The sequence below is a fragment of the Peterkaempfera bronchialis genome, from assembly GCF_003258605.2.
GTDB lineage: Bacteria > Actinomycetota > Actinomycetes > Streptomycetales > Streptomycetaceae > Peterkaempfera > Peterkaempfera bronchialis.
In genome coordinates this window covers 640,780-658,405 of the sequence record NZ_CP031264.1, presented here as the reverse complement: position 1 = coordinate 658,405, position 17,626 = coordinate 640,780, and the positions used below count along the sequence as shown (strand labels likewise).

General features: G+C 75.3%; 18 protein-coding genes. 12 read left to right on the top strand and 6 right to left on the bottom strand.

Features of this window, described 5'->3' with window-relative positions; translation table 11 throughout:
* The first annotated feature begins 20 nt into the window (after nt 1-20).
* From purB to C7M71_RS02945, 4 genes are all read left to right on the top strand, one after another.
* On the top strand, nt 21-1,451 hold the full coding sequence (gene purB / locus C7M71_RS02955; RefSeq protein ID WP_407675850.1) for an adenylosuccinate lyase: 1,431 nt from the start codon (nt 21-23) through the stop codon (nt 1,449-1,451).
* A gap of 103 nt (nt 1,452-1,554) precedes the next feature.
* Nucleotides 1,555-2,007, top strand: coding sequence for a DUF7144 family membrane protein (locus C7M71_RS02950; protein ID WP_111494149.1), 453 nt, complete (start codon nt 1,555-1,557; stop codon nt 2,005-2,007).
* A 94-nt stretch (nt 2,008-2,101) separates the two neighbouring features.
* Complete coding sequence (locus tag C7M71_RS32480) at nt 2,102-2,230, top strand: hypothetical protein (RefSeq protein ID WP_265737637.1); 129 nt, start codon at nt 2,102-2,104, stop codon at nt 2,228-2,230.
* Between the two features lie 87 nt (nt 2,231-2,317).
* Nucleotides 2,318-2,587: a hypothetical protein gene (locus C7M71_RS02945; RefSeq protein ID WP_111494151.1), complete on the top strand. Its 270-nt coding sequence runs from the start codon at nt 2,318-2,320 to the stop codon at nt 2,585-2,587.
* Between the two features lie 58 nt (nt 2,588-2,645).
* Here the strand turns inward: C7M71_RS02945 and C7M71_RS02940 are convergent, their stop codons facing one another.
* Entirely contained in the window at nt 2,646-3,002 is a 357-nt protein-coding gene (locus tag C7M71_RS02940) for a hypothetical protein (protein ID WP_111494153.1), read from the bottom strand.
* 215 nt (nt 3,003-3,217) lie between these two features.
* Here C7M71_RS02940 and C7M71_RS02935 point away from each other — a divergent pair, with 215 nt between their 5' ends.
* Both C7M71_RS02935 and C7M71_RS02930 read left to right on the top strand, forming a co-directional pair.
* Nucleotides 3,218-3,658: a DUF7144 family membrane protein gene (locus C7M71_RS02935; RefSeq protein WP_111494155.1), complete on the top strand. Its 441-nt coding sequence runs from the start codon at nt 3,218-3,220 to the stop codon at nt 3,656-3,658.
* 103 nt (nt 3,659-3,761) lie between these two features.
* Nucleotides 3,762-4,691, top strand: a complete 930-nt coding sequence (locus C7M71_RS02930; RefSeq protein WP_111494157.1) for an aldose 1-epimerase family protein — start codon at nt 3,762-3,764, stop codon at nt 4,689-4,691.
* A 30-nt stretch (nt 4,692-4,721) separates the two neighbouring features.
* Here C7M71_RS02930 and C7M71_RS02925 read toward each other — a convergent pair whose 3' ends face one another.
* Nucleotides 4,722-5,498 carry a CAP domain-containing protein gene (locus tag C7M71_RS02925; protein ID WP_111494159.1) on the bottom strand — a complete coding sequence of 259 codons (777 nt, stop codon included), beginning with the start codon at nt 5,496-5,498 and terminating at the stop codon, nt 4,722-4,724.
* Between the two features lie 256 nt (nt 5,499-5,754).
* On the opposite strand from C7M71_RS02925, the gene C7M71_RS02920 reads away from it, so the two are divergent.
* The 5 genes from C7M71_RS02920 (at nt 5,755) to C7M71_RS02900 (ending at nt 11,812) form a co-directional block, all read left to right on the top strand.
* Nucleotides 5,755-7,323, top strand: coding sequence for an MFS transporter (locus tag C7M71_RS02920; protein WP_111494346.1), 1,569 nt, complete (start codon nt 5,755-5,757; stop codon nt 7,321-7,323).
* Nucleotides 7,324-7,477: 154 nt separating this feature from the next.
* Nucleotides 7,478-7,867, top strand: a complete 390-nt coding sequence (locus C7M71_RS32845; protein ID WP_111494344.1) for a chaplin — start codon at nt 7,478-7,480, stop codon at nt 7,865-7,867.
* Between the two features lie 461 nt (nt 7,868-8,328).
* On the top strand, nt 8,329-9,834 hold the full coding sequence (gene crtI, locus C7M71_RS02910) for a phytoene desaturase family protein (protein ID WP_111494342.1): 1,506 nt from the start codon (nt 8,329-8,331) through the stop codon (nt 9,832-9,834).
* Nucleotides 9,831-10,811, top strand: coding sequence for a phytoene/squalene synthase family protein (locus C7M71_RS02905; RefSeq protein WP_111494340.1), 981 nt, complete (start codon nt 9,831-9,833; stop codon nt 10,809-10,811). The genes crtI and C7M71_RS02905 overlap by 4 nt, the downstream gene beginning before the upstream one ends.
* On the top strand, nt 10,808-11,812 hold the full coding sequence (locus tag C7M71_RS02900) for a DUF5914 domain-containing protein (RefSeq protein ID WP_111494338.1): 1,005 nt from the start codon (nt 10,808-10,810) through the stop codon (nt 11,810-11,812). Before C7M71_RS02905 ends, C7M71_RS02900 begins: the two co-directional genes overlap by 4 nt.
* Nucleotides 11,813-11,965: 153 nt before the next feature.
* Here C7M71_RS02900 and C7M71_RS02895 read toward each other — a convergent pair whose 3' ends face one another.
* The 3 genes from C7M71_RS02895 to C7M71_RS02885 all read right to left on the bottom strand — a co-directional run bounded on the left by C7M71_RS02895 (nt 11,966) and on the right by C7M71_RS02885 (nt 15,526).
* Nucleotides 11,966-13,528 carry an FAD-dependent oxidoreductase gene (locus C7M71_RS02895; protein ID WP_229758496.1) on the bottom strand — a complete coding sequence of 521 codons (1,563 nt, stop codon included), beginning with the start codon at nt 13,526-13,528 and terminating at the stop codon, nt 11,966-11,968.
* On the bottom strand, nt 13,525-14,247 hold the full coding sequence (locus C7M71_RS02890; RefSeq protein ID WP_111489721.1) for a methyltransferase domain-containing protein: 723 nt from the start codon (nt 14,245-14,247) through the stop codon (nt 13,525-13,527). Before C7M71_RS02890 ends, C7M71_RS02895 begins: the two co-directional genes overlap by 4 nt.
* Before the next feature lie 88 nt (nt 14,248-14,335).
* Nucleotides 14,336-15,526 (bottom strand): lycopene cyclase family protein, encoded by a 1,191-nt coding sequence (locus C7M71_RS02885; protein WP_111489720.1) that lies wholly within the window; start codon nt 15,524-15,526, stop codon nt 14,336-14,338.
* Nucleotides 15,527-15,659: 133 nt separating this feature from the next.
* Between C7M71_RS02885 and C7M71_RS02880 the strand changes: the two genes are divergently transcribed.
* Nucleotides 15,660-16,097, top strand: a complete 438-nt coding sequence (locus tag C7M71_RS02880; RefSeq protein WP_111489719.1) for a DUF2267 domain-containing protein — start codon at nt 15,660-15,662, stop codon at nt 16,095-16,097.
* A 57-nt stretch (nt 16,098-16,154) separates the two neighbouring features.
* Here C7M71_RS02880 and C7M71_RS02875 read toward each other — a convergent pair whose 3' ends face one another.
* Nucleotides 16,155-17,582: a lipase maturation factor family protein gene (locus C7M71_RS02875; protein WP_111489718.1), complete on the bottom strand. Its 1,428-nt coding sequence runs from the start codon at nt 17,580-17,582 to the stop codon at nt 16,155-16,157.
* Between the last annotated feature and the right edge of the window lie 44 nt (nt 17,583-17,626).

The following is a 17,626-nucleotide window of genomic DNA, read 5'->3' as shown; positions in this document are numbered from 1 at the left end:
GACTGTTAGGCTTGCGAAACGTGAGCGCCAAGCCCAACATCCCCGATGTCCTCGCCGCCCGGTACGCCTCCACGGAGCTGGCCCGGCTGTGGTCCCCCGAGCACAAGGTGGTGCTGGAGCGCCGCCTCTGGCTGGCCGTGCTGAAGGCACAGCAGGACCTCGGCATCGAGGTCCCCGCCGACGCCGTCGCCGACTACGAGCGCGTGGTCGACCAGGTGGACCTGGCCTCGATCGCCGCCCGCGAGCGCGTCACCCGGCATGACGTCAAGGCGCGGATCGAGGAGTTCAGCGCCCTGGCCGGCCATGAGCAGATCCACAAGGGCATGACGTCCCGGGACCTCACCGAGAACGTCGAGCAGCTCCAGATCCGGCAGTCCCTGGAGCATGTCCGCGACCGCACCGTCGCCGTGCTGGTCCGGCTCGGCCGCCTCGCCGCCCTCCACTCCGAGCAGGTCATGGCCGGGCGCTCGCACAATGTCGCCGCCCAGGCCACCACCCTCGGCAAGCGGTTCGCCACCGCCGCCGACGAGCTGCTGGTCGCCTTCGCCCGGGTCGAGGAGCTGCTGGGCCGCTACCCGCTGCGCGGCATCAAGGGCCCCGTCGGCACCGCCCAGGACATGCTGGACCTGCTCGGCGGCGACGCCGCCAAGCTGGACGAGCTGGAGCGGCGGGTCGCCGGCCACCTCGGCTTCGACCAGGTGCTCACCAGCGTCGGCCAGGTCTACCCGCGCTCGCTCGACTTCGAGGTGCTCAGCGCCCTGGTCCAGCTCTCCGCCGCCCCCTCCAGCCTGGCCAAGACCATCCGGCTGATGGCCGGCCACGAACTGGTCACCGAGGGCTTCAAGCCCGGCCAGGTCGGCTCGTCCGCGATGCCGCACAAGATGAACACCCGCTCCTGCGAGCGCGTCAACGGCCTCGCCGTCATCCTGCGCGGCTACGCCTCCATGACCGCCGAGCTGGGCGGCGACCAGTGGAACGAGGGCGACGTCTCCTGCTCCGTGGTCCGCCGGGTCGCCCTGCCGGACGCCTTCTTCGCCTTCGACGGCCTGCTGGAGACCTTCCTCACCGTGCTGGACGAGTTCGGCGCCTTCCCGGCCGTCATCGAGGCCGAACTCGACCGCTACCTGCCCTTCCTCGCCACCACCAAGGTGCTGATGGGCGCGGTGCGGGCCGGGGTCGGCCGGGAGACCGCCCATGAGGTGATCAAGGAGCATGCCGTCGCCTCGGCGCTGGCCATGCGCGAGGGCGCCCGGCACAACGAGCTGCTCGACCGGCTCGCCGCCGACGACCGCATCCCGCTGGACCGCGCGGGGCTCGACGCGCTGCTCGCCGACCGGCTCTCCTTCACCGGAGCGGCCGGGGCCCAGGTCGCCGAGGTGGTCCGCCGTATCCAGGAGGTCGCCGACCGGCACCCCGAGGCCGCCAAGTACGCTCCCGGCGCCATCCTCTGACACCCCGTCGCATCCGCTCCCCCGGCCGGGCCCCGCACCCGACCGGGGGAGCGTCGTCGTGGCCCGGCGTGCCCGGCCCGCCCCCCGGTGCTAAGACCGGACCATGTACCGCGATCCATCCGCCGGCCGCTCCCCCCGCGACCGTTCCTCCCGCGACCGTTCCCCCGCCGAACCGATGCCGAGCCGGGTGGCCTTCGCCTCGGTGATGATGGTGCTGCTCGGCACCTTTCTGGTGATCGCGGCGGTCACCGAGTGGGCCGGCAGCGACTGGCTCTACCCGCGCGCCTTCGCCGTCTTCGGCTCCCCGTACGCGTGGTGGGCGGTCTTCGACCTGGTCACCGCCGTGCTGGCGTTCTACGCCGCCTGGGCGCTGACCGGCCGCCAGCGGGTCACCGGACGGCTGCTGGCCCTGGCGTTCGCCGTCGCGAGCGCCGTGCGGTGGATGTTCTTCATCGCCTCCGCGCCGGTGCTGGCGGTGCTGGTGGTCATCATCGACGGCGTGGTCATCTGGGGGCTGACGTCGGCCCCGGGCTGGTTCGCCCAGGCGTCCGTGTAGCCGGACCCGAGAGCGAGGGCCGGGGACTTCTGCACTGGCCGCGCCGCCATGCCTTAATGGGGCGTACCGGTCATGTCGCCCAGTGGAAGGGGCCGTGGTGATCGCTCTGGAGATAATCGGCTTCGCCCTGCTGGTGCTGGCCATCTGCGCCGGGACGCTGCTCTTCCTGATGGGCGGCCTGGGCTACCGGGAGCGCACCCGCCCCCGCCACCGCAAGCCCTGACCGGCCGAACCCCGCCGGGGCGGCCAGCCGGACCCGTAGGGACTGCCCGGGATGCGGGCTGCCCCACCGTGGAGCATCGTGAAGTCCATGAACCATCACCTCTCCACCTCCCGGGCCATCGAGATCGACACCCGGCTTGTCACGGTCGGCGCCGTGCTCACGGCGGGCGGTGCCCTGTTGGCGTTCACCGGTATGGCGCTCGCCGGTTTCGCCCTCGCCACCGCAGGGCGCCGATGGGTGCGGCAACTGGACGTACCGCCCAGCCAGCGGGCGGCGGCCAGGCTCCAGCAGGCCCGCCAGGCATCGCAGGCGGGCCTGGAAGCCTGGCGCTCGGGCGGCGACGGCCGCACTGCCTAGAAGAGTCATGAAGATCTTGCTGAGGGGCTGTCCGGCCGGAGGCCGGCGGCCCCTCTGATCATCCGGTGGCCGGGGCGAGCTGCCAGGTGCCGTGGGTTCGGGTGAGTCCGAGGTTGATCAGTCGGCGGAGGTTGAGGGCGGCGGCTCGGGTGTGGAGCCAGGTGTCGTTGGCGGTGGTGCCCCGGTGGCGGAGTTTGCGGGTCGCAGGGCAACAGCGGTCTATAAGCCGGTCTCGGGCTCGATGGCCAGGTGGGCCTTGTAACCGTCCTGCTGGTGGGTGCGGGTCTTGTGCGTAGTACAGGGCGAGCAGCAGCCCCGCCGAGCGCAGCAGGGAGACCAGCAGCAGTCGCCGGCGGCGCTGTGGCCTCGGGGCGTCGTACGGCGGCCCCGCCGCTTGGGTCTCGCTGTCCGACATGCGGCCTCTATGCGTCCACCAGGTGGCTGCGGGCTCTCTGGCCGCACCGCGTGCCCTGTGCGGCATAGGGCCGTTCGGGCAGGGGTTTCCGCACGTCAGGGCGGCTCTCTCCGGGCGGAGATGCCGACCGGCGCGGCTGATGCGACGCTGTTCGGGGGGCCGCCGACCGGCCCGGCCGGTCGGCACGCAGGGCCCACTACTCCCGAGGAGCCGATATGGCCAGTCACGTCAGCGGAGCGGGGACCGGCACCGCACCCCGGGGCACCGGACACCCCATGGTGTCCGGCTGGACGGTGTTCGCCGCGGTCATGATGATCTTTGCCGGACTGATGGCGGTCTTCGAGGGCGTCTCCGCCATCGCCAAGGACAGCCTGCTGGTCATCACCCGCCAGTACTCCTACCAGTTCAGCCTGACCGGCTGGGGCTGGATCCATCTGATCCTCGGCATCGTGCTCGCCCTCGCGGGCTTTGCGCTCTTCACGGGTGCGCTGTGGGCGCGGGCCGTGGGTGTCGCCCTCGCGGGGCTGAGCATGCTGGCCAACTTCGCGTGGCTGCCGTGGTACCCGCTCTGGGCGATCGTGGTGATCGCCCTGGACATCCTGATCATCTGGGCACTGGTCGCCCGCACCGGCGAGGGCACGGCCACGGCCACCTGACCGCCCGTACCCACCGCGCCCCACCGCGCCCCACCCGCGATCCCGGCCGGCACCCGTCGGCCGGGATCGCCGCTGCCGGGCCGCCCGCACAAGGAGGCAGCAGGTGCCGCAGACCGACCAGAACGCCACCGGGCAGCAGTTCACCCTCGCCCACGGCGACCAGCGCGCCGTCGTCGTCGAACTGGGCGCCGCACTGCGCCGCTACACCGCCGGCGACCGCCCGGTCCTCGACGGCTTCGCCGCCGACCAGCCGATCACCGGCGGGCGCGGGCAGCTCCTGGTGCCCTGGCCCAACCGGATCAGGGACGGCCGCTACCACTGGCACGGCGAGGACCGGCAGCTGCCGCTCACCGAGCCCCGGCGGGGCAACGCCATCCACGGCCTGCTCCGCTGGACCTCCTGGCAGCCGCAGCAGCAGGAGGACGACCGGGTGGTGCTCGCCGCCACGCTCTGGCCGCAGCCCGGCTACCCCTTCCACCTGGACCTGCGGGCGCAGTACGCGCTCGGCCCCACCGGGCTCTCGGTCACCGTCACGGCACGCAACCTCTCCGGCACCGCCGCGCCCTACGGCGTGGGCCAGCACCCGTACCTCACCGTGGACACCCAACCGGTCGACGCCGCGCTGCTGACCGTCCCCGCCCGCCGGCGGCTGCGCACCGACGAGCGGGGCATACCGCTGGGCAGCGAGGAGGTGCAGGGGACGCCGTACGACTTCCGCGGCCCCCGCCCGATCGGCTCGCTTCGGCTGGACACCGCCTTCACCGACCTGGACCCCGGTGCCGACGGCCGGACCGTGGTGCGGCTGGCCCACCCCTCCGGGGAGTACGGGACCGACCTATGGCTGGGCGAGGGCGCCAGGGTGGTCCAGGTGTTCACCGGCGACACCCTCGCCGGGCCCGAGCGGCGCCGGGGTGTCGCGGTCGAGCCGATGTCCTGCCCGCCGGACGCCTTCCGCAGCGGCACCGACCTGGTCGCGCTCGCGCCGGGGATGCACCATGTCTTCCGGTGGGGCGTCACCCCCTGGCGAGTGTGACGCCGTCCTCCGCCGGGTCAGTCCGCCGGGTCAGTCAGCCCGCCCCGGTGCAGGCTGCGGCGCCGCCTCGGCCCCCGGGGCGTGCCCACGCCCGGGCTCCGCGCCGTGTACGGGCTCCGCGCCCGGCCCCGGCGCGGGGTCGGTACCCGGCCTGGGGTCCGTACCCGGCTTGAGTTCGGCCCCCGGCCTCGGAGCCGGTTCCGTACCCGGCCCCGGCCTCGCCCCGGCCCCCGGCTTGGCGACCTGGCCCGGCTCGGCCGGGAGGACGTTCCGCGCATACTCCCCCCGGATGTTCCCCGGGCTCCGGAAGACAAAGACGATATACGTCTCGAACCACTGCGGCCCCTGCCCGGCCACCCGCGCCGCCCCCATCCGCGTGGTGGCCCTCCAGACCAGCTGGCTGAACCGGCCGGTCGACGGCGAGCCGCCCGGGTGCCTGAAGTCGTACTCCCGGACCTCGCGGTACCAGGACGCCACCGCTTCATCGGCGGTGCGCACCACGGGGGCGGAGCCGCCGCCCCAGTAGATGTTCTCGGCGGTGCCGGGATGCGGACCGCCGCCGTGGCCGCCGTGCAGCCCCTCCCACCGGGAGACCTCCCGGGCCCGGGTGGCCGCGTACTCCGACAGCTGCCGGTCCAGGACCAGCGGCGGGGCGTGGTGCCTCGCCCGTACGGCGTTGACCGCCCGGAGCGCGTCTCCGAGGAAGCGCTGGGTCGTGGCGTTCGGAAGGGCCGGCCGGGCCGGGGCGGGGGCGGCAGCCAGCCCCACCAGGGCGGCTGCGGCCGCCAGCATGCCGAGCTTCTTCATTCCTCGCTCCTCCAAAGTGTGCGGCGCCGTGTCCGCGCGCATGGGCAGGCGGGGGAAGTCCACCGCACCGGCCACCGCCGGGGGCCGCATTGGTCCGAGTGGCGGCGTGGCCGCAGCGGCGGCGCCCGGCGGCCGCGGGCGGGATCGGGCCGCATCGCGGCGGCGCCCCGGGGCAGCAGCCACAGAGGGGAACCACGGTGGATCGGGGACCGGCTCCGGCCCGCCGGGGATTCGACGACGCGCGAAGGGCCCCTCAGTGAGCACAGCATCCGCCGCCCTCGGCAGGTCGGGAGGCGATCCCGGGCAACCGCCGGCCGCCCACCGCTGGCAGGCTCTCGCGGTCTGCCTGATCGCCGGCTTCATGACGCTGCTCGACGTCTCCATCGTCAATGTCGCCCTGCCGTCCATCCGGACCGGTCTGCACACCTCGGAGAGCGCCCTCCAGTGGGTGCTCTCCGGGTATGCGCTCACCTTCGGCCTCGCCCTGGTGCCCGCCGGGCGGCTCGGGGACGCCCGCAGCCGCCGCGCCGTCTTCATGTCCGGACTCGCGCTCTTCACCGCCGCCAGCGCACTGGTCGGGGCCGCCCAGAACGAGGGGTGGCTGGTCGGTGCCCGCCTGGTCCAGGGCATCGCGGGCGGGGTGCTGATGCCCCAGGTCTCCGGGTTCGTCCAGCAGCTCTTCCAGGGCGCCGAGCGCGGCCGCGCCTTCGGGCTGCTGGGCGCCACCATCGGCATCTCCACGGCCGTCGGCCCGCTGCTGGGCGGCCTGCTCATCCAGGCGTTCGGCGCCCACGAGGGCTGGCGCTGGGTCTTCTACGTCAACCTGCCCATCGGCATCGCCGCCCTCCCGGTGGCGTACCGGCTGCTGCCCGGTCCGGGGGCCGCCCGCAACCGGCGGCCGGGCGGCTTCGACCCGGCCGGGGTGCTGCTGCTCGGGGTGGGCACGGTGCTGCTCCTGCTGCCCTTCGTCCAGGAGCAGCAGTGGCCGGGCAGCGCCAAGTGGCTGCTGCTCCCGGTCTCCGGGCTGCTGCTGGCGGCCTTCGCGGTCTGGGAGCAGCACTACGGCCGCCGCGCCGAACCGCTGGTGGACCTGCGGCTCTTCCAGGCCCGGTCCTATGCGCTCGGGGCGCTGCTCTCGCTGGTGTACTTCGCCGGCTTCACCGCGATCTTCTTCATCTTCACCCTCTACCTCCAGAACGGCCTGCACTACAGCGCGCTGATCGCCGGCCTGGCGATCACCCCCTTCGCCCTGGGCTCGGCCGTCGCGGCGGCGATCGGCGGGCGGATGGTGCACCGCCTGGGCAGGCCGCTGGTGGTCTGGGGGCTGGTGATGGTGGCAATCGGCCTGGCCGGTGCGGCGCTCGCCGTGCACCTGGTGCCGGGGCAGGGGGCCGGCTGGGTGACGGCCGCCCCGCTGCTCTTCGCGGGCCTGGGCAGTGGGCTGGTCATCTCGCCCAACCAGACGCTGACGCTGAGCGAGGTCCCGGTGATCCGGGCCGGCAGCGCGGGGGGCGTCCTCCAGACCGCGCAGCGGATCGGCTCGTCCCTCGGCATCGCGGCGGTGGGCTCCGTCTTCTTCGCCCGGGTCAACTCCCACCCGGGGGACTGGGCGGGGGCCTTCCAGCGCGGGGTGACGGTGGCGACCGGGTTCGTCCTGCTGGCGCTGGTGGCCGCCCTCGGCGATGTGGTGGGCGGTCACCGCGCTGCCAGGGGAGGGCGCGACCGACGGGCGGCCGGGGGCCGGGACGGTACCCGGTCGCAGCCGGACGCGGCGGGCACCGGTGCCGGAGAGCGCCGGCAGCCCCAGCAGCGCCGCCGTCGCTGAGGCTGCCCGCCGGACCCCGGTTGGTCCCACCGCCTTGGGCTGATCGTGCAGAGCCGGGCGGCCTTCCGGGTGAGCCTGCGGGCCGCACCCGTTCTCGTCCCCGCCGCCCGGGCATCGACATGGGCGACCACTTCTTCACCTGAGGAGTTCCTCAATGAACAAGATCACCAAGGCGGCTGTCCTGACGGCCGTCGCCGGGTGCCTGATGTCCACCGGAGCGGGCACCGCGTACGCCGGAGGCGCGGAGGGCGCGGCCGTCGGCTCGCCCGGCGTCCTGTCCGGCAACCTGATCCAGGTGCCGATCACCGTGCCGATCAACGTGTGCGGCAACGGCATCAGCCTGCTCGCCGCCCTCAACCCCACCGGCGGCAACGTCTGCATCAACGCCGAGACCCGCCGCCACCGCGAGCGCGGCGTCCGCCGGAGCGAGGAGCGCGAGTTCGACTACAGCCGGACCGAGCGGAGCGGCCGCGAAGGCTACGGGAACGGCTGGGGCCACGGCGGGCGCCACGGCGAGAAGGGCTTCGGTCGCGACCGGGGCTGACGGCCACACGGCCCGGACACTCCGGGCCTGCACGCTGCCGGCGTGACAAGCGCATGGCACGCCGGGAGGCTGGTCCCTGCCCGAGCCCCTGCTCGGGCGGGGACCGCCCCTGGCCAAGCGGTCACCGCCCCGGCAGGCGAAGCAGACGGCGTCCGGGCTGAAGCCCGGCACGGGGCCCCGGGCGGGAGCGATGCGACGGCGGGGCGGGTGCGGCCGTCGGGGGTGACCGTCGGGGGTGACCGGAACAGCGGGGGAGGAAGACCCGGCCCAGTCCGTCCGTAGCGGTTCGACGACGGCACCCGGCCGCTCAAGCATCCTGTGCCGGCGTCAGATCGCGGCCGAGCAGGCCGCAGACGGCCGAGCCGGGGGAGCCCGGTGAGCGGACGGTGCCGCACCCGGCGGTCGCGGGGCGGTCGCGCACCCCAGCAGAGCGGCGCGAGCGACCACGAAAGGCAGGACGCATGAGGACCGTTCCCGGGCGCACCGACCATGTGGTGGTGGTCGGCGCGGGCCTGGCCGGCCTGTCCGCCGCCCTGCACCTGCTGGGCGCCGGACGCCGCGTCACCGTCCTGGAGCGCGGCCCCCGTTGCGGCGGCCTGGCAGGCCGCGAGGAGATGGCCGGCTACCGGCTGGACACCGGCCCCACCGTACTGACCATGCCCGACCTGCTGGACGAGGCGTTCGCCGCCGTGGGCGACACGACCGAAGACCATCTGGACCTGGTCCCGCTGCACCCCGCCTACCGCGCCCGCTTCGCCGACGGCTCCCAGCTGGATGTGCACACCGACCCGGCGGCGATGGAGGCCGAGGTGGAACGGTTCGCCGGGGCCCGCAACGTCGTCGGCTACCGGCGGCTGCGCCGCTGGCTGACCGAACTCCACCGGGTGCAGATGCGCAGCTTCATCGACGCCAACTTCGACTCCCCGCTCTCCCTGCTCGGCGCCGACCTCGCCCGGCTGGCCGCGCTCGGCGGCTTCGGGCGGCTGGGTCCGCGCATCGCCCGGTTCCTGCCGGACGAGCGGCTGCGCCGGGTCTTCTCCTTCCAGTCCCTGTACGCCGGAGTGCCACCGGCCCGCGCACTGGCCGCCTACGCCGTCATCGCGTACATGGACACCGTCGCCGGTGTGTACTTCCCACGCGGCGGCATGCACGCCGTACCCCGGGCGCTCGCCGAGGCCGCCCGCCGGGCCGGGGCCGACCTGCGCCACGGAAGCGAGGCCACGGCCCTGGAACGGGCACCGGGAGGCACCACGATCCGCGCCGTCCGCACCGCAGACGGCGACCGCATCGGCTGCGACGCCGTGGTCCTCACCCCCGGCCTGCCGACCGTCCACCGGCTGCTCGGACGGTCCCCGCGTCGCCCCGCCCCGCTCCGCTGGTCCCCCTCGGCCTTCCTGCTGCACGCCGGAACCGACCGCACCTGGGACGGGCTCGCCCACCACACGCTCTCCTTCGGGCACGCCTGGCACCGCACCTTCCAGGAGCTGACCCGCACTGGTACGCCCATGACCGACCCCTCACTGCTCATCACCCGCCCCACCGCCACCGACCCCGACCTGGCCCCCGCCGGCCGCCATCTGCACTATGTGCTGGCCCCCTGCCCCAATCTGCACACCGGGCCACTGGACTGGACCGCACTCGGGCCCGCCTACCGGGACCGGCTGGTCGCCGAACTCGAACGGCGCGGCCTGTCCGGCTTCGACGGCTCCGTCCAGGCCGAACGGATCGTCACCCCCGCCGACTGGGCCGCCCAGGGCCACGCCGCCGGCACCCCCTTCTCCGCCGCCCACACCCTCACCCAGACCGGGCCCTTCCGCCCCCGCAACCTGGTGCGCGGCACCGACAACGCGGTACTCGCCGGCTGCGGCACCGTCCCCGGCGTCGGCGTGCCCACCGTGCTGCTCTCCGGCAAGCTCGCCGCCGCCCGCATCACCGGCGTCCACCGCCGCCCCGGGGCCCCCGTATGACGGCCCGGGAACTCGACAGCGCGGGCATCACCGACCCCGCGCTGCGCGCCGCCTACCTGCGCTGCCGACAGCTCAACGCCCGGCACGGCCGCACCTACTTCCTCGCCACCCGGCTGCTCACCCCCGACCGGCGGCCCGCCGTCCACGCCCTGTACGGCTTCGCCCGCTGGGCCGACGACATCGTCGACGACCTCGCCCCGGAGACCCCGCCCGCCGCCCGTGACCGCGCCCTGCGAAGGCTGGAACGCCACCTCGACCAGGGCCTCTCCACCGGGCGCAGCGAACACCCGGTCGTCGCCGCGCTGGCCGACACCGCAGCCCGCCACCGCATCGACCACCGCCACTTCGCCGCCTTCATGGCGTCCATGCGGATGGACCTCACCGTCACCGACTACGCCACCTTCGCCGACCTGCACACCTATATGTACGGCTCCGCCGCAGTGATCGGCCTCCAGGTGCTGCCCGTCCTCGGCACCACCTCGCCGCAGGCCGAGGCGGCCCCGCACGCCGCCGCACTCGGCGTCGCCTTCCAGCTCACCAACTTCCTCCGCGACGTCGGCGAGGACCTGGACCGCGACCGCGTCTACCTGCCCGCCGACCGGCTCGCCGCGCACGGCGCCGACCGGGCCCTGCTGCGCTGGTGCCGCAACACCGGCCGCACCGACCGGCGGGTCCGGGAGGCGCTGCGCGACCTGGTCCAGGCCAACCGCCGGGTCTACCGCTACGCCGCGCTCGGCATCCCCATGCTCGACCCCGTGTCACGGCCCTGCGTCGCCACGGCGCTGGCCCTCTACCGCCGCATCCTGGACGAGATCGAGGGCGCCGACTACGCGGTCCTGCACCGCCGGGTCACCGTGGCCGGACACCGCCGCGCCGCCACCGCCCTCGGCGGCCTCGGCCGGGTCGCCCTGGCCCGCTGCCGGGCCCGGACCGCCGCCGCCCTGCGCCCCCGCCCGCTCCGGGAGACCACCGGATGACCGGCCGCGCCTCCCGTATCCCGCTGGGCCTGCTGCGCGGCACCGGATGGGCCGAGCAGCGGCCCACCTGGGACGACGCCCGTCCGGCCGTCATCGCCGCCGCGCTGGCCCGCGCCCTGGCACGGCCCACGGGCAACTGGTATGTGCTGGGAGCCAGCAGCGAGGTCCGCCCCGGTCGACCCCTCGGCCGGACCGTCGCCGGAACCGAGCTGGTCGCCTGGCGCGGCGCCGACGGACGCCTGCACGCCGGGCCCGGCGCCTGCCCCCACCTGGGCGCCCCGCTCCACACCAGCCCCGTGGTCGGCGGGCGGCTGGTCTGCCGCTGGCACGGCCTGTCCCTGGGCGCCGAGGGCTTCCCCGGCTGGGCGCCGTTCCCCGCCCACGACGACGGGCTGCTCGCCTGGGTACGGCTGGACACCGCCGGCGGCGAGGCCCCCACCCCGGCCCCGCCGATCCCGACCCGCCCCGACCCGGCCGCCTCGCTGACCGCCGTCACCACCTCCGTCGGCCGCTGCGAGCCGCAGGACGTGGTCGCCAACCGCCTCGACCCGTGGCACGGCGCCTGGTTCCACCCCTACGCCTTCGCCGACCTCACCGTCGTACAGGCCCCCGGGCCGGACACCGGCGACCCGGCCGAGGACCGTTTCGTGGTGGAGGTGGCCTTCCGGCTGAGCGGCCGGATCGGCGTTCCCGTACGGGCCTCCTTCACCGCGCCGGGGCCGCGCACCGTGGTGATGCGGATCCTCGACGGCGAGGGCGCCACCAGCGTGGTCGAGACCCACGCCACCCCGGTACGGCCGGCGGACGGCGGCTCCCCTCGCACGGCGGTGGTGGAGGCGGTGGTCGCCCACTCCGGCCGCCCGGGCTTCACCGCCGCCCGCCGCGCCGCACCGCTGCTGCGCCTCCTGGTCCGGCGCACTGCGGCCCGGCTCTGGCGGGACGACCTCGCCTACGCCGAACGCCGCTGGGAGCTGCGGGCGGAGGGGCGGTTTCCTGGGTGAGGGGGGCGCGCGTGGCTGGGGGATGGGTGCGCGCTGGAGGGGGAGGGGCTGTGCGCGGCGGGGGCGGGGCGCGGTGGTGGGGCGCGGGCTGGGCGGCGCGGTGGTCGGGTGTGGCTGGGGTGCGGGCCGGAGGGGCTGAGCGCGGGCGGGTGGTCAGGCGTGGGCGGCCAGTGTGCGCAGCAGCCGTGAACGGCCGGCGGTCGGTACGGACCAGAGGGTCTGGCCTCGTACGCCCCAGCGCTCCAGCAGCAGGTTGGCCGCCTGGAAGCCGGTGGTGGCGGCGCGCTCCATCAGGGCCGTCGGCAGATCGGTGCGTACCAGGTCCCCGGCCAGTACCAGGCCCGGCTGCGGGGTGGCGACCCCCGGGCGGGCGGCGAAGCCCCCGACCGGGAAGAGCGGGCAGTCGTCCTGCCACTCATGGCGCGCGTCCACCAGCCGGGCCCGCGCCGTCTCCGGGTACACCCGGTGCAGTTCGGCCCGGAGCCGCCGCTGCATCGCCGCGCGGTCCGCCGTCGGGCCGACGGCGTACGCATGCAGCTCCACCACCGAGCCGCCGGTGCGCGCCGCCCACCGCGCGGCCTCGCCCTCCCAGCGCTCCAGGACGCTGACATTGTCCAGCGGCCCCCAGCCGCTGGTGCCCAGGAAGCCCGCCCGCCCGGGGCGGACCGGCCGGTCCAGCCAGAGCCGGGAGACCAGGAACGGCGGGGCCTGACGCAGCGCCGCGATCCGGCCGCGCCACGGTGCGTCGCCCAGGGCGGGGGAGGCGGCCACCAGGTCGCGCAGCCCCCCGGTGTCCAGGGCCAGCACCACCGCGTCGAACACCTCCGGGCGCCCGCCGTCCGCCGCCACCGCGAAGCCGCCCCCGGCGCGCGGCCGTACCCGCTCGACCGCCGTGCCGGTGCGCAGCCGTACGCCGTGCCCGCGCAGATAGGCCGCCAGCGGGTCCCAGAGCGCCTGCGGGAAGGGTTCGGCGGGCACGTCGAAGAGCAGCCCCTCGGCGGAGCCCAGGAAGTAGATGTGGAACATCAGGGCCAGTTCGGCGGCGGACAGCTCGCCCGGGTCGGCGAAGAAGCTGCGCGAGAAGACCTCGAATGCCAGGTGCCGGGCCTCCTCGGGGAAGCGCACGGCGTACAGGAAGTCCGCCGCGCTGATGCCGTCCAGCCGCTCGTACACCTCCGGCACCCGCACATCCAGCAGCGGCAGCGCGGCCCGGGGAGCCATCCGGGCCAGCCCCGACCAGGTGAAGGAGGGGCTGAGCGCGGCAAAGCCGAGGGCGCTCCAGGGTGGGGTCCGGGGCACCCGGGCGAAGCTGTCCTGGCCGCCGCCGCGACGCCGCAGCGGGTAGTCGGGCAGCGGGGTCAGCATGGCGAGGCGGGGGTCGGCGCGGCGCAGCAGTCCACGCAGGTTGTAGTACTGCCGGAAGAAGGCGTGGAAGCCCCGGCTCATGGTCACCGCCGAGCCGTCCGCCAGCGTGGTCGGCCAGCCCGCGAGGCGGCCGCCCAGCACCGGGCGCCGCTCCAGCAGGTCCACCAGGACGCCGCGCTCGGCCAGTGCGGTGGCGGCGGCCAGCCCGGCGATGCCGCCGCCGACGACCGCGACCCGGGGCGCCGGCGACGCCACCCGCTCCCGCCCGGTGGGCAGCGGCCAGCGCCGGGCCCGCCGGTCCCGGCCCCGGCGCGGCGCCGTACCGCCGTCCCCCAGCGCAGCGCCGCTCACTCCGCCGCCGCCGGTCGCTGCGCCGTGAAGGTGTGCACGATGCCCCGCTGCCAGCCGGTGACCGGAGCGATCCGCACCTCGTCGAAGCCCGCCCGCAGCAGCCGGTCCCGTAGCGCCGGGGCGGTGTCGAAGCCCAGCACGCTGCGCCACAGGTGGCGGTAGAGCCGGGCGCCGCCCGGACCCGCCGCGCCCAGCGGGATCACCACGCCCCAGCAGACCGTGGACCAGACCGCCCGGTGCACCGGAGCACCTGTCAGGGCGTACTCGTGGACCGCCAGCCGCCCTCCCGGCCGCAGCAGCCCGTGGACCGCCGCCAGCACCGCGTCCGGGTCGGCGGTGTTGCGCACCAGATAGGCGGCGAAGGCGGCGTCGAAGGGCCCGGTCACGCCGGTCTCGGCCAGGGTCTCGACGGAGGAGTGGACAAAGGTGACCTCCGGCGGCCAGTGCTTGGCCCTGGCCCGCTCCAGCATGCCCGCCGAGGCGTCCACCGCCGTGATCCGGGCCTGCGGGGCGGCCCGCAGCAGCGCGGCGGTGGAGGCGCCGGTGCCGCACCCCAGGTCGAGTACGCGCGATCCGGCACCGCCGGCGGGCAGCCCCAGCCGGCGCGCGGCCAGCCGCAGATGGGCGTGGTAGCCGGGGTTGGCACCCACCAGCCGGTCGTAGGCGGCGGCCGAGCGGTCGAAGGCGTCGGCCAGCTCACGGCCCTGAAGCAGCGTCATAACCAGCCCTTCCACGGGTGCGGTGGCGCGGTGACCCTACGGCGCCGGGCAGACCCGGGCGGGCGGACGCGCCGCGACCCGGCCCCGCCTACCCCGGACGGCCGACGCGGGGACGCCGCCGCAGCAGGGGGAGTTCGGCGCAGCTCAGCGCCATCGGTACGACAGGGCCGCGCAGGCCCACCATGGCCTCCTCGCGCAGGGTGGACCCGCCGTCCAGGAAGCGCAGCAGCCGCCCCGGCGGATGGCTCCGGAAGAGCCCGGTGAAGTACGCGGCGCCGTCCAGCCGCCCCCGGTCCAGTGCCCGCAGCAGCGCCGCGTCCATCGTCAGATGGCGGCGGCGGTGCGGCGGGGGCGGGACGGGAACCCGCCCGGCCGCGTACGCCTGCGCGATGCCGCGCGACTGCCGCTGGATGGCGCTGAAGGTGTAGCCGGTGGCGGGGCGGGTGGCGCCCCCTGCGGTCCCGATCCGGAAGACCCGGGCGCCCACCCGGCGCGGGAAGGCCCCGTCGGTCATCGGGATGGCCCCCTGCTCGGTGCCGGTGGTCCGGAACCGGCCGAGGCCCAGCACCTCGCGGACATACCGGTCGAGTGCGGCGTCATAGGCGTCGCGGCCGAGCAGGTCGGCGGAGAACCGGGTGTACTCCACCAGCGCCCCGCGCGGTCCGGTCGGCAGCACATAGCCGAAGGCCAGGCCGCCGGACGGCTGCGGGACGCGGAAGTCCATCAGCAGCGCCACGGCCGGGTCGAAGGCCGCCTCGGCGGTCCGTACGAACCAGCCCCGGAAGTGCTGGAGCAGCCGGGTGCGGGCGGGTGGCAGCTCCCTGGGCGGCCGGGAGTCGAAGACCCAGCGGGCCCGCAGCCGCAGCACCCCGCCCGGGGTGTCGGCGACCACCTCGGCGGCCCGGGGGCCGTCGTGGACGGCGGTGACCGCGCCCGGCAGCCGGTGTACGGCCGGGTGCCCGGCCAGTTCCCCGGCGACCAGGGTCTCGAAGTCGTCCGACCGCAGCATCTTGTAGCGCAGCGGCGCCAGCGGCGCTTCCACCCGCTCCCCGGCGGGGCCGTGCACGGCGATCCGGTCCCAGGACGCGCGGACCGCCGCGTCGTACTCCCCGCCGTCCGCCGCCTCCCACCAGCACCAGGTGCGTACCGGGCTGCGCAGCGGGCCGTCGGGCGGCTCCAGCAGCACCACCGGGCCGGCCGGGCGGGTCGCGGCCAGCCGGCGTGCCAGGGAGAGGCCGGCCGCACCGGCGCCGATGATCACCACCTCTGCGTCCTCCACCCCGGCATGCCTTCCACGACCCCGCGCCGGACACACCCCCCGGCGGGTTTCGACCCGGTCCGCCCGGACACGCGTCCCTATGAGTGAGGCGGCATGAGTGAGGCGGCAACTCCATGGACGGGAGGCCGGGACCATGCACTACGACGAGTTCATCGGCGAGGTCCGGGCCCGGGGCGCGCTCCCCGACCGGCGCACGGCGGAGCGTGCCGTACGGGCGACTCTGGAGACCCTGGCGGAGCGGGTGCCGGTCGGCCTCGCCGAGCACATCGCGGCCCAGCTGCCCCCGGAGATCGCGCAGCACCTGCTGCGGGTGGCCGTCACCCACGGCCCGTCCCGCGAGGAGCGGCGCCGGGGCGAGCGGTTCGGCCTGGCCGGCTTCGCCGGGCGGATCGCCTGGCGGGCGGGTACCACCGAGGAGATGGCGCTGGCCGAGGCGGGAGCGGTGCTGGATGTGCTGGACGCCTCGCTGGCGCCCGAGCTGATGCAGAAGCTCGGCCATGTCCTGCCGCACGACATCCGCGAACTGCTGCCCGAGGCCCGGGCGGCGGACGCCCCGTGGTCGTCCGCCTGACCGTCCCGGCGGCCACCGCCGTGCCCGCCGTGCCCGCCGTGCCCGCCGTGCTCGCCGTCACCGAGCCGAGCGGACCGGCGGCAGCAGCTCGCCCACTGGCTCCCGGTGCCACCAGGCCCCGGTACGGCGCAGCTCCTGCCAGTCGGTGAACCGGTAGCGGTAGAGCCGGGCCCGCACCAGCGCGGGCGGAGCGGCCGGGAAGGGGTTGCTCCGCAGCAGCCTCAGCGTCGCCGGGTCGTTCTCCAGCAGCCGGGCGACCAGCGGGCGCAGCCACGGCCGGGCGTAGGACGGCGAGATCCCGGCGAACCACATCAGCCAGTCCAGCCGCAGGTGGTACGGGGCGAACTGGCGAGGCAGCCGCCGGGGGTCGCCCGGCTTGCCCTTGAAGGAGTACTCCCGCCACACCGTCTCGGCGGTGGGCCGCGCCTCGTCGGTGCCCTCGATCACCACCTCGTGGCGGAGCCGGACGATGCTGCCGAAGGCCCCGTAGGTGTTGACCAGGTGGAGGGTGTTGAAGGAGCTGTTCATCAGCTGGTGGCGGGAGAGCAGATTGCGTACCGGCCAGTAGCTGAGCACGGCCACCAGCCCCGTGGCGGCGAGGACCGCGACCTGGAACCAGAGCGGCGCGGCGGACTGCGCCGGAGCGGCGGGCAGCCCCAGCAGTGCGGCGGCGCGGGACCCGTCCACGGCGGCGAGGGCCAGCACGATCGTCAGCCAGTTGAGCCAGGCGAAGTTGCCGGACAGCACCAGCCACAGCTGGGTGGCGATGATGACGCCCGCCGCCACGCTCGCGGCCGGCTGCGGGGTGAGCAGCACCAGCGGCGCGACCAGCTGCGCGACATGGTTGGCCGCCGTCTCCACCCGGTGCAGCGGCCTGGGCAGGTGGTGGAAGAACCAGCTCAGCGGACCCGGCATCGGCTGTGTCTCATGGTGGTAGTAGAGGCAGGTCAGGTCGCGCCAGCAGCGGTCGCCGCGCAGCTTGATCAGCCCGGCGCCGAACTCCACCCGGAAGACCAGCCAGCGCATCAGCCAGAGCACCAGCACCGGCGGCGCCGTCCCGGCGTTCCCCAGGAAGACCGCCAGGAAGCCCGCTTCCAGCAGCAGCGACTCCCAGCCGAACGCGTACCAGATCTGCCCGACGTTCACGATCGACAGATAGAGCGCCCAGAGCACCGCCCAGATCAGCATGGACGCCCAGAGCGGGACCGCGTCCGCCGCCCCCGCCACCACCGCGGCGGAGAGCACGACGCCGCCCCAGGCCACCGCCGCGAAGAAGCGGTCGGAGTAGTGCAGATGGAAGATGCTGGGGGAGCGGCGGAACGGCGTCCGGGCGAGGAAGCGCGGCACCGGCAGCAGCCCCCGCTCGCCGAGCAGCGCCCGGAACTGGTTGGCGGCCACCAGGAAGCCCACCAGGTACACGGCGGCCAGCGCCCGTTGCAGGACGAGCCTGCTCCACCAGTAGTCGGGGCTGCTGAACCACTCCACGGTGCCACTCCTCAGGGCCCGGCCCTTGGCAGCGCCTACCCCGC

What these genes read in the sequence shown, in the direction of transcription:
- C7M71_RS02940 (WP_111494153.1), bottom strand. Translation starts at nt 3,002, where the DNA reads ATGTCGGACAGCGAGACCCAAGCGGCGGGGCCGCCGTACGACGCCCCG.
- C7M71_RS02950 (WP_111494149.1), top strand. Translation starts at nt 1,555, where the DNA reads ATGTACCGCGATCCATCCGCCGGCCGCTCCCCCCGCGACCGTTCCTCC.
- C7M71_RS02905 (WP_111494340.1), top strand. Translation starts at nt 9,831, where the DNA reads ATGACGGCCCGGGAACTCGACAGCGCGGGCATCACCGACCCCGCGCTG.
- C7M71_RS02925 (WP_111494159.1), bottom strand. Translation starts at nt 5,498, where the DNA reads ATGAAGAAGCTCGGCATGCTGGCGGCCGCAGCCGCCCTGGTGGGGCTG.
- C7M71_RS02945 (WP_111494151.1), top strand. Translation starts at nt 2,318, where the DNA reads ATGAACCATCACCTCTCCACCTCCCGGGCCATCGAGATCGACACCCGG.
- C7M71_RS02880 (WP_111489719.1), top strand. Translation starts at nt 15,660, where the DNA reads ATGCACTACGACGAGTTCATCGGCGAGGTCCGGGCCCGGGGCGCGCTC.
- C7M71_RS32845 (WP_111494344.1), top strand. Translation starts at nt 7,478, where the DNA reads ATGAACAAGATCACCAAGGCGGCTGTCCTGACGGCCGTCGCCGGGTGC.
- crtI (WP_111494342.1), top strand. Translation starts at nt 8,329, where the DNA reads ATGAGGACCGTTCCCGGGCGCACCGACCATGTGGTGGTGGTCGGCGCG.
- C7M71_RS02890 (WP_111489721.1), bottom strand. Translation starts at nt 14,247, where the DNA reads ATGACGCTGCTTCAGGGCCGTGAGCTGGCCGACGCCTTCGACCGCTCG.
- C7M71_RS02935 (WP_111494155.1), top strand. Translation starts at nt 3,218, where the DNA reads ATGGCCAGTCACGTCAGCGGAGCGGGGACCGGCACCGCACCCCGGGGC.
- C7M71_RS02900 (WP_111494338.1), top strand. Translation starts at nt 10,808, where the DNA reads ATGACCGGCCGCGCCTCCCGTATCCCGCTGGGCCTGCTGCGCGGCACC.